The following is a 13,051-nucleotide window of genomic DNA, read 5'->3' on the forward strand; positions in this document are numbered from 1 at the left end:
TCCAACAAAGGTCGTCATTCCGGGGCGTGCGCAGCACGAGCCCGGAATGACACCGATGGCGGGGTTGTCAGCTCAATGCAGCACGAACACGCCGTCGACGGCGCGCAGCTCGGCGGGCTTGATCAGCTTGGAATGCGCCACGGTGACCGAGTACAGCGGGCCCTCGATCTTCTCCTCCCAGAACGCCAGGAAGTCCTGCAGCGCAGGGAATTTCGGAAACAGGTCGTAGTTCTGCCAGACATAGGTCTGCAGCAGCGAGCGATGGTCCGGCATCCGATACAGGATCTGCGCGGTCGTCAGCCCGTAACCCAGCACCTGTTTCCGAAAGTCCTCGGAAACCTCAACCCTCGACACCATGCCAACCTCCGTTTCTGGAGCGCATGTCCGTGTGGCCGACCGGGGATGGAGCCACCCGGCAACGATGCGCTCACTGCCTAGAAATGTGACGCATGTCCTCAACCCATCTCAAGCTTAAATGTTTAACGACATGTTGAAAAATGCTGCATTAGCAGCCACTTAGCCCAGGTGCTAATACGGGGTTTCGCGGTTCGTTCCGCCTCCGTTAACGCTGTCGGAACGCTTTGGCAGAGCCCGCGATCGACTGCTAATTTTTCTGCTACAAGGCCTTGCCCGGCATAAAACTCTCCCCTAAATCCAGCCCGCGTGCTGGCACTCGCCGGCGCCGACTGCCAAATCTCCAGAAACTGACAATCGCTTCAATACCTTAGGAGGACTGTATGGCTTTCCGTCCGCTTCACGACCGCGTCGTGGTCAAGCGCATCGACGCCGAAGAGAAGACCGCTGGCGGCATCATCATCCCCGACTCGGCCAAGGAAAAGCCCTCGCAGGGCGAAGTGATCGCGGTGGGCCCCGGCGCCCGCGACGAGAGCGGCAAGCTCGTCCCGCTCGACGTTCAGGTCGGTGACCGCGTGCTGTTCGGCAAGTGGTCGGGCACCGAGGTCAAGATCGACGGCCAGGAGCTGCTCATCATGAAGGAGAGCGACATCATGGGCGTGCTCACCGACACCGCGGCCAAGAAGAAGGCCGCCTAAGCGCCGTTGCCCCTCATCCTGAGGAGCCGGCTTGAGCCGGCGTCTCGAAGGATGAGGCCCCAACCACCTCCTCATCTCGTCCTTCGAGACGCCCGCTGCGCGGGCTCCTCAGGACGAGGATCTCGATCAAAACCAGGGAAACCCAATATGTCAGCGAAAGACGTAAAGTTCGGCGTCGAAGCCCGCGACCGCATGCTGCGCGGCGTGGACATTCTCGCCAATGCCGTGAAGGTCACGCTCGGTCCGAAGGGCCGCAACGTCGTCCTCGACAAGTCGTTCGGCGCGCCGCGCATCACCAAGGACGGCGTCACCGTCGCCAAGGAGATCGAGCTCGACGACAAGTTCGAGAACATGGGCGCGCAGATGGTGCGCGAAGTCGCCTCGAAGTCCGCTGACGCGGCCGGCGACGGCACCACCACCGCGACCGTGCTGGCCCAGGCCATCGTCCGCGAAGGCGCCAAGGCGGTTGCCGCCGGCATGAACCCGATGGATCTGAAGCGCGGCATCGACCTCGCGGTCGAGGCGGTCGTCGCCGATCTCGTCAAGAACTCCAAGAAGGTCACGTCGAACGACGAGATCGCCCAGGTCGGCACCATCTCCGCCAACGGCGACTCCGAGATCGGCAAGTTCCTCGCCGACGCCATGAAGAAGGTCGGCAACGAGGGTGTCATCACCGTCGAGGAAGCCAAGTCGCTCGAGACCGAGCTCGACGTCGTCGAGGGCATGCAGTTCGATCGCGGCTACATCTCGCCCTACTTCGTCACCAACGCCGACAAGATGCGCGTCGAGATGGACGACGCCTACATTCTCATCAACGAGAAGAAGCTGTCGTCGCTGAACGAGCTGCTGCCGCTGCTCGAGGCCGTGGTGCAGACCGGCAAGCCGCTGGTCATCGTCGCCGAGGACGTCGAGGGCGAGGCTCTGGCCACGCTCGTCGTCAACCGTCTGCGTGGCGGCCTGAAGGTCGCTGCCGTCAAGGCGCCGGGCTTCGGCGATCGCCGCAAGGCCATGCTGCAGGACATCGCGATCCTGACCGGCGGCCAGGCGATCTCGGAAGACCTCGGCATCAAGCTCGAGAACGTCAACCTCTCCATGCTCGGCCGCGCCAAGAAGGTGATGATCGACAAGGAGAACACCACGATCGTCAACGGCGCCGGCAAGAAGGCCGACATCGAGGCGCGCGTTCAGCAGATCAAGGCGCAGATCGAGGAGACCACCTCGGACTACGACCGTGAGAAGCTGCAGGAGCGTCTGGCCAAGCTCGCGGGCGGCGTCGCGGTGATCCGCGTCGGCGGCGCGACCGAGGTCGAGGTGAAGGAGCGCAAGGATCGCGTGGATGACGCGATGCATGCGACCCGCGCGGCTGTCGAGGAAGGCATCCTGCCGGGCGGCGGCGTCGCCCTGCTCCGTGCCTCCGAGCAGCTCAAGGGCGTCCGCGCCAAGAACGAGGACCAGAAGACCGGCATCGAGATCGTCCGCAAGGCGCTCTCCGCCCCGGCCCGCCAGATCGCCATCAACGCGGGCGAGGACGGCTCGGTCATCGTCGGCAAGATCCTCGAGAAGGAGCAGTATGCGTACGGCTTCGACTCGCAGTCGGGCGACTACGTGAACATGGTCTCCAAGGGCATCATCGATCCGACCAAGGTCGTGCGCGCCGCGATCCAGAACGCAGCGTCCGTGGCCGGCCTGCTGATCACCACCGAGGCGATGGTCGCCGAGCTGCCGAAGAAGAACGCCGGCGGCCCCGCGATGCCTCCGGGCGGCGGCATGGGCGGCATGGACTTCTAAGTCCGGCCTCCTCGCGAAGATACCAAGGGCGCGGCGAAAGCCGCGCCCTTTTCTTTGCTCAGAGCGTAGCCCGCATGAGCGAAGCGATATCCGGGGTCTCGAGAACCAGAGTCGGCAGTGCCGCTCGTCGCTTCGCTCGTGCGGGCTACGACATCCGCGACCGGCCTACCTCACCATCGTCCCGATCCGCTCGAAGCGGATGCGGCCGGGCCTGCCTTTGCCGGCACCGGCGGCCGAAAAGAAGATCATGGCGGCGCGGCCGATGACGTTCTCGATCGGCACATAGCCGATCTGGGACAGCACGCGGCTGTCGGTCGAGTTGTCACGGTTGTCGCCGAGCATGAACAGCCGGCCGGGCGGCACGACGAAGACATTGGTGTTGTCGAAGAAGCCGTTGCTGACGCAATCCAGCGTCTCGTAGCTCACGCCATTCGGCAAGGTCTCGCGCCAGCGCTTGACGCGCTCGGTCGCATCGCCCCCGCAGGCCGCCTCTCCGGTCAGATCCTCGACCCGCTCGCGCGCGACGGCCGTATCGTTGATGTAGAGCACTCCGTCCTTCATCTGGACGCGATCGCCGGGCAGTCCGACGACGCGCTTGATATAGACGGTCGCATTGTCTTTCGGCAGGAAGAACGCGACGACATCGCCGCGCGCAGGCGTCGCACCCCAGATCCGCGCCGACGGCGGCAGCGACGAAGGCCATGACAACGGCCAAGTGAAGCGGCTGTAGCCATAGGGATATTTCGACACGAAGAAGATATCGCCGACGAGAAGCGTTGGAATGTTCGAGGATGAAGGAATGTTGAACGGCTGAAACAGAAAGGTGCGGATCAGCACCGGCGAAGCCAGCAGCAGGCAAAGAGCCACGAAGCCCGCGATGAAGATCGCTACGATCGCCCACCACGGCTCGCGCCTCGGCCCGGTCGCGCCCACCTCCAGGCTCGTCATCGCGTCTTCCCCCTCTTCACACCCTGAGGATGAGGGAAGGCCCGAGCCTGCGCAATCACCAAATGAACCGGAAGCCACGCGGCTGCCGATGATCTCCAGCCCCTGCCCATTCGTCAACGAGAGGCCGCCCGTGGGCGACCTCTCCCTGATCGTAGCTCTCACCGTCCCTTTCGCCACGGCGCGTCGGCTTCCCAGTCGCCGGCCATGATCGAGCCGTAAGGGATCACCTCGTCGATCACCTCGCCGAGCCCGTAGCGTGCGATCTGCGCCCGCACCGACGCGGCGTTCTTGTAGGCCTGCGGCAGCTCCGACAGATCGGGCTTGCCGCAATAGAAGCGCGCGTCGATGCCATCAGGCAGCTCGGGACGATTCTCGCGCAGAAAAGCCTTCCGCCCGAGATTGCGCCCGGCGCCATGTGGCGCGAAGCCGAGCGCGTCCTTGTTGTCCCGGTGCTTCAGGATCAGCACCGGCTCGGCCATGTTGAGCGGCACGATGGTGCGTCCGTCATCATCGGCCGAGAAGCCGGACCAGTTCGGCGTCGCCCCCTTGCCGTGATAGAACAGGCCGTCGCCCTTCTGGAAAACGAAGTTGTGCTCGTTCCAGAACCGGTCCGTGACGGCGTTGCCGAGCTTCGCCGCCGCGAGGTCATGGATCGCGTGGTGGTTGGCCCTGGTCCACAGCCGCGCCACCTGCAACGCCTCCCAATACGCCCGGCCGTCGTCGCTCGACGCCTTGATCCAGGCGCTGTGCTCCGGGACCTTCGGCGCGTGGATCGCGGTGTGCCGCTTCGCCACCGCCATGCCGCGCTTGTAGAGCTGCGCACCGAAGCCGCGCGAGCCGTGATGCGTCACCAGCGCCGCCTGACCGGTCGATTTGAGATGACCGACATAAGCGAAGTGGTTGCCGTCGCCCTGCGTGGCGAAGTGACCGATCGCGAAGCGCTCCAGCCCCTTCAAGAAGGGGTTGGCCTCGAACCCCGCCATCACCTCGTCGGGCGGCTGATGCAGCCGGTCGCGGCCGCCGGGACCGAAATGGGTCACCGCATTGACGGCATCGAGGATGCGCTTGGGATCGTCCTTGCGCGCGAACACGGTCACCGCCACCGAGCAGCAGATGTCGGAGGAGTGAAAGCCCGGATGGATCGCGTCCTCGCAGGCCACCACGCCGCCGACCGGAATGGTGCCGAGCGCCGTCCCCGACGGGCAGGCGTCCGGCATCACGGCGCCGGCCACGATGGTCGGCACCCGCATCAGGGCATCCATGTGCTGTGCGACCGCCGCGACGTTGGCGCGCTCGAGCTCGTTGTCGGCATCGATCAGCATCGCGAACGGCACGCCGTTGGTGCGCATCAAGGTCTCCACCGGCTGCAGCGCCTGCAGTGCCGCGAAGATCGCATCGTCGTTGGCGCCATCAGCGCGCATCGCATTCGCCGTCTCCAAGCCCTGCTTGAACCAGCGGCCGGGCTTGAAGCCCCAGGCGATCAGGGTGTTTCCGTCGATCATGGCACGTCTCGCATTTCATACAGGTCAGTTTGTAGCATCGGGCGGCGGCTGCGTTCATTGCCGGAACGATGCGCAGCCTGTAGCCCGGATGAGCGTAGCAACATCCGGGGTCTCAAGATCAGCAGTGATCAACCCGCACGTCGCTTGCGCTCATGCGGGCTACGCTGTCCGCCGATACATCACGTCGGTTCGCAACACGTATTTGCGGCGCTGCGTGACAGGATCGCCGCGATGCATGATGGGATGATGGAACAGCAGCGCCATCCCTTTTTCCGGTGCGATGCGCAACGGACCATCCGGCATCAGACCGGTGTCGTCGCAGAACGACGTCGTGCCGCCTCCAAAATCATCGTTCAAATAGACCATGAAGGTGAATTGGCTGCGCTCACCATCGTCACGCTCGAAATGCCCGTCACGATGCCATTCAAACTTCTGTCCGACGTCGTAGCGATAGATCCGCAGCCGCTCGTTCAGCCCGACCGGCTGCCAGCGATGCTGGAACGACGGTGCCAGATGGCCGGCGAGGCGCTCGTAGAGATCCCGCGCGCGCCCGGCGTCATCGATGATGACACGATCGTTGTTGCGATGATCCTTCACGCCGCGAGGCGCAAACAACGTCGCCTCCTCGAACCCCATCAATTCACCCAAGCGGATATACTCCTCGCACTCAGCGGTGGAGAAGAAATTCGCGATCGTCTCGATGTTGTCAGCTCTCCAGGTCATCTCGGTCATGATCTCTCCTCCGTTGGCAGCGAGAAGCCGCCCGTGGGCGGCCTCTCTTGTCCATCACGCCGCATCGGGCGCCTTCAGCCGCACCAGCCGCGTCAGCAGCGCGTCGAGGCCGGCCCCCTCACCGGCGTGCAGGTCGATGCGGCCGACCTTTTCGACCAGGCGCTCCAGCGACTCCAGCTCCTTGAGCCGCAGCAGCAGCGGGTTCTCCTCCATCAGCCTGGCGGTGTTCAGGAGCGAGCGCGTCGCCGCGGTCTCCTCCTGGCGGCGGATCAGGTTGGCCTTCGCCAGCCGCTCCGCCTCGACCACCTTGTTGACGAGGTCGCGGATCTCGCCGGGCAGGATCACGTCCTTCACGCCGAGCTCCGCGATCTCCACGCCCGAGCCGTCGAGCCGCGCGCGCACGTAGTCGCGCAGCTCCGCGTCGAGCGAGGCCTTCGCCGCCAGCACCTCGTCGAGCGTGCGCGACGCCACCGCCTCCCGGATCGCGAACTGCACCAGCCGGTACAGCCACGCGTCCACGTCGGGCGACGTCGCCACCGCCGCCTCCGGATCAACGATCCGGCGAAACGCCGTCAGCGTCACCCGCAGCGCGATGCGATCCTTGGTCAGCATCTCCTGCGCGGTGATTTCGAGCACCGTGGGCCTGAGATCGAGGCGCTTGACCTCGATCTTGCGGCCGACCGCCCAGAAGGCATGCCGGCCCGGCGCCAGCCGCTCGGTCAGCCTGCCGTCGACATGGAGCAGACCGGCCTCGTGGTTCTCGACCACGGCCTCGGTCACGATGCCCGGCCGGTTGCGCTCGATCATCGCCAGGTGCCGCGCGCTCACGCGCACGTCGCTGGTGATGTCGATGCGTTCGACCTCGACATCAGTCGCGACCGTCCAGTAGACGCGGGTCTGCCAGGGCGTGAGCAGATGCGTCGGCCGGCCGTCGAGGCTGACGATCGCGATCTCGTTCGCGCCGGTCTCCACCGCCTCGAACAGCTCCGCGGCGAGATCGGGCCGTGCGGCCTTCAGCACCGCGTAGCGCTCGGTGGTGTATTCGGTGCGGACGACGTCGAACACCTGCACCTTCAGCCGGTGCAGCGGATCGAGCAGCACATGGCGGCCCGGCGCGAGCACCCGCATGAGCTGGCCGTCGCGCCAGACCAGCGCCCGCTCGCCATCCTCCACCGTCACGGTCTTCGTCACCAGATGCCAAGTCACAACACACTCCCACGGTTTGCTTTCCGGCCCATCGGCCAGAATGCTGATGTCATCGATCAAAGGACGTGAGGACCGGACGACGCTTCCTGCGTGAACTGAGCGGGCCGAGGCTTGAGCGTCTGACGATGCCGGGCGCACGCGCGCGGTCGCGCGAACCATAAGTCCGAGCGTCCTTGCGCAGCCTTCCCGACATCTTCGGACGCGGTATCCACCGCGGCGCAGAGCCGGCTCTGCAGTGTCTTTGATCTGGTCGAAATGCCCTCGAAATTTTCTTGGGCAAAACGGCCGGACCGCGACTGAAGCGCGCGTCCGGTCCTCGTCAGAGGCGATTAGCTTTTCAGGCTAAACCGAAGCGCTGGAGCGGGAGTCGAACCCGCGACCCGATGAATCATAATCATCTGCTCTATCCAACTGAGCTATCCTTTGGTGGTGTCGACCGGAATCGAACCGATGCCTTCGGGCCTTCAACCCGACGCTCTCCATGAGCTACAGACTCCTTGCTCTTTGCGACGACGGAACACGGGACCGGACACCGGCCGCGCCAGTCGGGATCTCAGCGAGCCCGAACCAAAGTCATCACGAAGGATCGTTCTGCTACATGCAATTCCCATTTTACGCAAGACAAACATCTCGCTCATTTTCACTGCCGATCTCGTCGTTACTAATTAGATACACTTCGATCTCTCGATCATCAAAGAATGTCGCCCGCATGAGCGAAGCGGCATGCGGGTTCATACACGCAGCTCGTGATACCCCGGATATCGCTGCGCTCATCCGGGCTACAAACGCGCCACTACAAGCACGTGACCACCACGTAGCCCGGATGAGCGTAGCGACATCCGGGTTCACACGCGCAGCTCGTTGAACACCGCATGTCGCTCACGCCGCCGCCCGACGGGCGACGACGTGAGCTCATCTGGGCACCACGGCCATCGTCAGCGCTCCAGCTCCACGTCCCAGTAGAGATAGTCCTGCCACGTCTCGTGTAGGAATCTCGGCGGGAACAGGCGCTGTGCGGCCATCAGCTCGTGCCGCGTCGGCTCGAACGGCGGCCGCCGCGGCTTGAGGTGACGCCGGTCCTTGCGCGCGTTGCAGGGACTGCAGGCAGCGACGATGTTGCTCCACGACGTCTCGCCGCCATCGGCGCGCGGCACCACGTGGTCGAACGTCAGCTCGCCGTGGAGATAACGGCCGCCGCAGTACTGACACGTGAAGCGATCGCGCAGGAAGACGTTGAAGCGCGTGAACGGCACCCGCGTCGCCGGTCTGACGTAGTCGCGCAGCGCGATCACCGACGGCAACCGCATCGTGACGCTCGGGCTGCGAACGACCCGATCGTACTCGGCAACGACGACGTGCGATCCGCCGACCACGGCCCTGACCGCATCCTCCCAGCTGAACACGGACAACGGAAAGTAGCTCAGCGGCTGGAAGTCGGCGTTGAGAACCAGTGCCGGATTTGTTCCTGACATCGTCGACCTCCTCTCTCGGCTCGTGATCTCATCGGGTCATGTTGGCGCCGATGACGGGAATCGAACCCGCCTTACCGGATCGACAGTCCGGTCCCTTCGCCAGATGGGAACATGGGCCTGTTCGTCGCGCCCGGCCTGCGCCGGCACGATCATGGTCAATCAGTCGAATCCAGCCGGAGCATGCTCCGGCCGAACGCCATTGATGTAGTCGAGATAGATCTGGCGAGCGCGCGCCTCGGTGACGCCGCGGCAGGCCATGACGATGCGCACGAAGGCAAGCGCCACCGGCGAGCACAGTGCTCGCGTGTGGTCGGTTGTCTCGGAATCTGGGCTCATCATGCGGGTCATCAGACCCTCCGCTCTTGGTGCGGAGGGTCGAGATCCCGCCGCGAGTTACACTTGTGCTGGAATTCGCAGTCCCGATTTGTCCAGGGACAGCACGAGATTGGCAGGACCCTGACATGCGACGCCCATGCCGGACCCATCGCGCGACCAGGTAAACGGTCGTTCGTTGGCGGGGGCGTTCGCGAGATGTGAGCGTAGGCTCAACACGGTCGTGGTCCTCAAGAGCGCGCCGGCAAACGGCGCATCGATTTCGATGGGGCAGAGCTATGCGCAGAATTTCCCGAAGCCGTCAAGGCCGCAGCGCGAAGCGATGGCGTTGCAGTCCCCTGCACCGCGACAGATTTGCAACAACCAGACTGCTCGTCGGGCAAATCAGTTGCGCATTCTCGCGAGCTACAAGGTCGCAAATGGTCATTCGAGCGATCGAAAATGCGTGCGCGCGGAAGCTCATTTGTCGAGCACAGCCAATGGGATCACCACGCTCACCGCCGAGCCCGAACATTTTCCTATTTCCAAAAATCAGAAATCATGCATTCTATGCCGGTCCCGCCCTCATGAGAGGGGCGCTTCGCGATCGTCATGAACGTGGAGGGCGGGATGCGGTGGGCGCATCGCCTCGCAGCGTGACTTCGGTCATGCCGACGAACGCGGAGATGCGCACGGCGAAGTCGTGATGTCCTGACACCCCGACGCTGGTGTCAAGGTCGAGAGAGACGAATGCTCCGACCGATGGTGGCCAGACAGCCGGCGCACCAGGGAGACCACGTATAAGCCGTCAATCCATCGCGCGGGGAATGCCGGATGATGCGGCTGAACCTGTGGTGACTGCCGCCTGCTTTCTTTGTTGCAGGCGGGCCATGGGTGAGGCCCTCACCCGGCATTCCCCGCGCCCTCTCACGATTTTCGAGGGCGATGTCGCTGGCATCACTCGGGCGTCATTCGCCGCGAGAATGCGACGTCGTGGCCGAGGTGTTCGAGCTGTGTATCCGTCTGCCCTTCTTCCCCTGCGATCGCATGAAGCGGTCGCCCGGAGCGACGCCGATCCCGAAGCCGCATCACTGCGCTCGTTGCCGCACGGCATCCAATGGATTCTCGAGCTTGTGGCTCTAAGAGTGCATGCTCTTGGAGATTGGGAGATCGGACGAGCGCTGCGAGTGAATGCGCCCTCTCCCCTTGTGGGTCCCCTTGTGGGAGAGGGCATGTAGGAGAGCACGGCGTGCTCGGTTGGGTGAGGGGTCTGCCTCCGCGAGTTCGCTTGCGGAGAGATGCCCCTCACCCAACCGAATACTCGGAAGGGCCGTACATGCCCTCTCCCACAAGGCGAGAGGACGCTGTATCGCGCAGCGTAGTAGTTGGCGATATAGCACTCGTGCGGCGGGGGTCACGGCGCACCTTTGCACGCCCTCCAGTTCGGAACTACTGCTGAGTGCGAGGGCGACCATGCAGATCACACCTCAACGCCCCCTGCCCGCCTCACTCGATGCGGGCGAGGACGGCGAGCTTGCGGATGCCCTTGTTCTTGTAGGCATCGAGGAACGCGTAGTAGTCGCGGAACGACACGCAGCCGTTGGAGTCGCCGTTCGGGCCGAGCATGAAGGTGTGCGCCAGCAGGCCGTTGCGGCCGTGGATGGCGTCCTCGCCGCCGATCGGGTTCAGCCGCAGCGCCGGCACGCCATGGAACAGCGCCTCGCGCGGCTTCAGCTCATAGATATGCGGCGGCGTCACGCCGCGCATCTTGATCTTCTCCGAGCTTGGCTTGTCGAGGTTCTCGCCGAGGCCGGAATGCGCCTCGAGCTTGGTGCCGTCGGGCAGATACACCGCCTTGGCCGAGATGTCGTAGACCGCGGTGCTCAAATCATACGGCGGCCGGCCGCCGCGGGTCGGATCCTTGGCGATGCTGGCGGTGATGTTGGAATCAGCCGAGGCGTAGGCCAGGAGCCCGCCATCCTGGTTCTCCGGCTTGCCCCAGAGCTTTTCCTGGATCGAGTGGCGATCACCCGCGATCGACAGCACCGCCGCCTTGGCGCGCTCGGTCATCGCGCGCAGCGAGAAGCCGCTGCTCTTCGGCGCATTGGCCTCGGCAGCCTGCGCCGGCGTCACGGGCTGCTGCGGCTGCGCGGCCGGCTTGGTATTGGCGAGCGCCAGCTGCATCGGCGGCCGGGCATCCTTCTTCGGCGCCTCGGCAACCTTCGCAGGCTCAGCCGACTTGGCTTCGGACGGCTTCGTCTCGATCTGCCTGGCCTCGACGGGCCTGGGCGGCGCGGCTTCGGCGAGCTTGGACAGCGGCGGCGCGCCGTTCGCGGCGTTGGAGGCCACGCCCTGCGGCACGGCCGCGCCGAAGCGGTCGTTGAACATCTGCGGCGTGATGGCGGCGACCGTGGTGACGGGGGGAGATTCCGGGAATGCCGAGAAGGCGTCGCCCACCGCTTCGGCGGCGCTGCGCGTCGCGAGCCGCGGCGCAGGGCGCACGACGGGCTCGTCCTGCTCGATGCTGCCCAGGGTCGGATAGGCGTCGGCCGCGATGATCTTGGTATAGACCGTCACGGCGCAGCCCCCGATCAGGCATGCGATTGCCGCGCCACCGATCAATTTGTGAGAGAACGCGATCAGGGAGGACTTCCTGCGATTTCGTGCGGCCAACGCAGCTCGACTGTTACTCATTCACTCACGCCCGAACGAATACTCGACAACTCTCGCTCGATGCGCCACGGACACCCGCTTTGCATCTCGCAGAAGCACAGAGCTTCATTAAGGCGACTTTTAGTTAAATGCTGATTAAGTTTTGGCGGATTAGGGGCGGGTTAACCTTCAGGGCCTGTTTTGCCGTCAAAGAGGGCGGAAACAGGGCAAAACTGCAGCCACATGCAATATTACCGTACCGGGAAAATCCGGAGAGGCAGCATCCGTCGGCTGCGCCGATCCGTAAAACAGCGCACGCCGCGTTAACGATTGGGCCGGGGCGGCGGCGCGCGATCGATGATCTCTCGTTTGCGCGCGCTGACGAGGTAAAGGCCGCAGATCTCGCCGGTCGAAAGCCCCCGCTCCGGCAGGCCGGGCGCGACAAGCGCATCCGTAGCAACCCGGAGCTACAGGCGCTGTGGCCGCTGGCGGCAGTATGGTACGGGACGATTCTCTGCGACACTCCGTCGGCGAATCGTACCGCGTCCGCTCCCTGCCGAGACGACACGAGAGGACCTCTCCATGCAGATCCCCGACCGGAAGCTGGCCTTCGTGCTGGCCTCGACCAATCAAGGTACGATGATCGTCAACCGGCTCGACTATCGCATGATCGACGCCAACCGCGGCTACGGTGTCGGCTTCCAGATCCTCAACACCGGCGCGTTCGATCCGGGAGAGGTGCAGCTCGCCGTCCGCCTGCTCGGCGTGCGCCGCAGGCACTATGGCGACGGCGCGGTCGCAATCGACTGTGGTGCCAATATCGGCGTCCACACCGTCGAATGGGCGAAGGCGATGACCGGCTGGGGATCCGTGCTCTCGATCGAGGCGCAGGAGCGGATCTACTACGCGCTCGCCGGCAATATCGCGATCAACAACTGCTTCAACGCGATCGCGATCCATGCCGCGGTCTCCTCGGAGCGCGGCGTGCTCAACATCCCAAGCCCGAACTATCTGACCCCGTCGAGCTTCGGCAGCCTCGAGCTGCGCCAGCGTCCCAACACCGAGTTCATCGGCCAGGCCATCGACTACGCGAACGATACCGTCGAGGTGCGCAAGCTTCCGCTGGACGATTTCAACCTGCCGCGCTGCGACCTGATCAAGCTCGATGTCGAGGGCATGGAGCTCGAGGCGCTCGAAGGGGCGGCGGCGACGATCGAGCGCTGCACGCCGATCATGCTGGTCGAGAAGATCAAGACCGATGCCGACCAGTTGCGGCAATGGTTCGATCGCCGCGGCTACAAGACCGTCGACGCCGATATCAACATGGTTGCGATCCACGGCCGGGACAAGGCGCTGGCCGATATCATCCCGCAGGCCTGAGGCGCGC

At 64.4% G+C, this 13,051-nt stretch carries 11 protein-coding genes and 3 tRNA genes; 3 read left to right on the plus strand and 11 right to left on the minus strand.

Features of this window, described 5'->3' with window-relative positions; translation table 11 throughout:
• Nucleotides 1-72: 72 nt before the first annotated feature.
• Nucleotides 73-357: an usg protein gene (locus tag ACQR1F_RS10220; RefSeq protein ID WP_315801107.1), complete on the minus strand. Its 285-nt coding sequence runs from the start codon at nucleotides 355-357 to the stop codon at nucleotides 73-75.
• A 380-nt stretch (nucleotides 358-737) separates the two neighbouring features.
• On the opposite strand from ACQR1F_RS10220, the gene groES reads away from it, so the two are divergent.
• Nucleotides 738-1,052, plus strand: a complete 315-nt coding sequence (groES, locus tag ACQR1F_RS10225) for a co-chaperone GroES (RefSeq protein ID WP_315801108.1) — start codon at nucleotides 738-740, stop codon at nucleotides 1,050-1,052.
• A gap of 147 nt (nucleotides 1,053-1,199) precedes the next feature.
• Nucleotides 1,200-2,840, plus strand: coding sequence for a chaperonin GroEL (gene groL, locus ACQR1F_RS10230; protein WP_315719441.1), 1,641 nt, complete (start codon nucleotides 1,200-1,202; stop codon nucleotides 2,838-2,840).
• A 165-nt stretch (nucleotides 2,841-3,005) separates the two neighbouring features.
• On the opposite strand, the gene lepB is transcribed toward groL, so the two are convergent.
• The 10 genes from lepB to ACQR1F_RS10280 form a co-directional block, all read right to left on the minus strand.
• Nucleotides 3,006-3,788: a signal peptidase I gene (gene lepB / locus ACQR1F_RS10235; RefSeq protein WP_315801109.1), complete on the minus strand. Its 783-nt coding sequence runs from the start codon at nucleotides 3,786-3,788 to the stop codon at nucleotides 3,006-3,008.
• Between the two features lie 158 nt (nucleotides 3,789-3,946).
• Nucleotides 3,947-5,290, minus strand: a complete 1,344-nt coding sequence (locus ACQR1F_RS10240; RefSeq protein ID WP_434912957.1) for an RtcB family protein — start codon at nucleotides 5,288-5,290, stop codon at nucleotides 3,947-3,949.
• Between the two features lie 159 nt (nucleotides 5,291-5,449).
• A complete protein-coding gene (locus tag ACQR1F_RS10245) occupies nucleotides 5,450-6,022 on the minus strand; it encodes a 2OG-Fe(II) oxygenase (protein ID WP_316215966.1) in 573 nt (190 codons plus the stop codon).
• Nucleotides 6,023-6,076: 54 nt separating this feature from the next.
• Complete coding sequence (locus tag ACQR1F_RS10250) at nucleotides 6,077-7,228, minus strand: slipin family protein (protein ID WP_315801112.1); 1,152 nt, start codon at nucleotides 7,226-7,228, stop codon at nucleotides 6,077-6,079.
• Between the two features lie 356 nt (nucleotides 7,229-7,584).
• Nucleotides 7,585-7,650, minus strand: a tRNA-His gene (locus ACQR1F_RS10255).
• A gap of 2 nt (nucleotides 7,651-7,652) precedes the next feature.
• Nucleotides 7,653-7,725: transfer RNA gene (locus ACQR1F_RS10260), tRNA-Phe, on the minus strand.
• A 438-nt stretch (nucleotides 7,726-8,163) separates the two neighbouring features.
• Nucleotides 8,164-8,700, minus strand: coding sequence for an HNH endonuclease (locus ACQR1F_RS10265; protein ID WP_434846345.1), 537 nt, complete (start codon nucleotides 8,698-8,700; stop codon nucleotides 8,164-8,166).
• 42 nt (nucleotides 8,701-8,742) lie between these two features.
• Nucleotides 8,743-8,817, minus strand: a tRNA-Asp gene (locus ACQR1F_RS10270).
• 42 nt (nucleotides 8,818-8,859) lie between these two features.
• On the minus strand, nucleotides 8,860-9,048 hold the full coding sequence (locus tag ACQR1F_RS10275; RefSeq protein WP_315801114.1) for a hypothetical protein: 189 nt from the start codon (nucleotides 9,046-9,048) through the stop codon (nucleotides 8,860-8,862).
• A 1,470-nt stretch (nucleotides 9,049-10,518) separates the two neighbouring features.
• Complete coding sequence (locus tag ACQR1F_RS10280; RefSeq protein ID WP_316176924.1) at nucleotides 10,519-11,706, minus strand: tlde1 domain-containing protein; 1,188 nt, start codon at nucleotides 11,704-11,706, stop codon at nucleotides 10,519-10,521.
• A 540-nt stretch (nucleotides 11,707-12,246) separates the two neighbouring features.
• Between ACQR1F_RS10280 and ACQR1F_RS10285 the strand changes: the two genes are divergently transcribed.
• A complete protein-coding gene (locus ACQR1F_RS10285) occupies nucleotides 12,247-13,044 on the plus strand; it encodes an FkbM family methyltransferase (protein WP_315801116.1) in 798 nt (265 codons plus the stop codon).
• Nucleotides 13,045-13,051 lie beyond the last annotated feature (7 nt).

The sequence above is a fragment of the Bradyrhizobium sp. HKCCYLS3013 genome (assembly GCF_051167615.1).
In the GTDB taxonomy this organism is placed as follows: domain Bacteria; phylum Pseudomonadota; class Alphaproteobacteria; order Rhizobiales; family Xanthobacteraceae; genus Bradyrhizobium.

Coding starts and splice junctions, on each gene's coding strand:
- ACQR1F_RS10280 (WP_316176924.1), bottom strand. CDS start 11,706: ATGAGTAACAGTCGAGCTGCGTTGGCCGCACGAAATCGCAGGAAGTCC.
- ACQR1F_RS10240 (WP_434912957.1), bottom strand. CDS start 5,290: ATGATCGACGGAAACACCCTGATCGCCTGGGGCTTCAAGCCCGGCCGC.
- ACQR1F_RS10265 (WP_434846345.1), bottom strand. CDS start 8,700: ATGTCAGGAACAAATCCGGCACTGGTTCTCAACGCCGACTTCCAGCCG.
- groL (WP_315719441.1), top strand. CDS start 1,200: ATGTCAGCGAAAGACGTAAAGTTCGGCGTCGAAGCCCGCGACCGCATG.
- ACQR1F_RS10220 (WP_315801107.1), bottom strand. CDS start 357: ATGGTGTCGAGGGTTGAGGTTTCCGAGGACTTTCGGAAACAGGTGCTG.
- ACQR1F_RS10245 (WP_316215966.1), bottom strand. CDS start 6,022: ATGACCGAGATGACCTGGAGAGCTGACAACATCGAGACGATCGCGAAT.
- lepB (WP_315801109.1), bottom strand. CDS start 3,788: ATGACGAGCCTGGAGGTGGGCGCGACCGGGCCGAGGCGCGAGCCGTGG.
- groES (WP_315801108.1), top strand. CDS start 738: ATGGCTTTCCGTCCGCTTCACGACCGCGTCGTGGTCAAGCGCATCGAC.
- ACQR1F_RS10275 (WP_315801114.1), bottom strand. CDS start 9,048: ATGACCCGCATGATGAGCCCAGATTCCGAGACAACCGACCACACGCGA.
- ACQR1F_RS10285 (WP_315801116.1), top strand. CDS start 12,247: ATGCAGATCCCCGACCGGAAGCTGGCCTTCGTGCTGGCCTCGACCAAT.